Here is a 689-nt window from a genome sequence, read left to right on the forward strand (position 1 = left end):
GGGTCTTGGTGGGGCGCTTGGGCAACGGGTCCGTCCGGTTTACCGCGACGCTACCCGGAACGGACGCCGCGGGCTAGAGCATGCGCCGCCGACCCGTCCCGCACGCTGGTCTTGCAGCCCTCGCATGGCCGGCGGAACGCCGGGCGCACCCTTGACCCCGCACGCGATGCCGCCGGTGCTGCCGCCCACCGGGCCAGTCACCCCCGTCATGGCCGGGCATGACGGGGGACACGGCGACAACGAAAGGACCATAACTCGGGCGCGGCGCGGGACTGGACTTGCGGCCGATGAGGCAGGCTCACCGACAGTCCATTATTGCGCCACCGCTGCCTTGTAGACGAAGCCGCGCTTGTCGCCGGACGACACCTCGCACCACGACTTGCAGGAGTAAAGGGTCACCTTGGTCCCCTCGCTCAGCGTGCCGACGATGGAGGCCGAGCGCTTCGGCCCGGAGCGCAGCGTCACGTCGCTGCGGATGCGGGCGGTGCGGCTCTCGCCGGCTGCGGCCGGGCCGGCATCCGACGAGGCCACCGCGACGGCGCGGGGCTTGGCCTTGGGCAGGGGTGCGGCACCGGTCGGCGCGGTGTCGGAGACGGTCTGCGTGGCGCCTTCGGGCAGGCTGGCCTCGTCGCCCGGCTCGTCGCCGCCCACCGGTTCGAGGAAGGCGGGGCGGGCGAAATCGGCGGCGG

Annotated in this window: 1 protein-coding gene; it reads right to left on the reverse strand. The window is 73.1% G+C overall.

Annotated elements, in window-relative coordinates; translation table 11 throughout:
• Window positions 1–312: 312 nt before the first annotated feature.
• The coding region (locus K9U40_RS23180; RefSeq protein ID WP_282892425.1) for an SH3 domain-containing protein at window positions 313–689 on the reverse strand (377 nt) is incomplete at its 5' end.

This window comes from Xanthobacter autotrophicus (assembly GCF_030015065.1).
GTDB classification, from domain to species: Bacteria; Pseudomonadota; Alphaproteobacteria; order Rhizobiales; family Xanthobacteraceae; genus Xanthobacter; species Xanthobacter autotrophicus_D.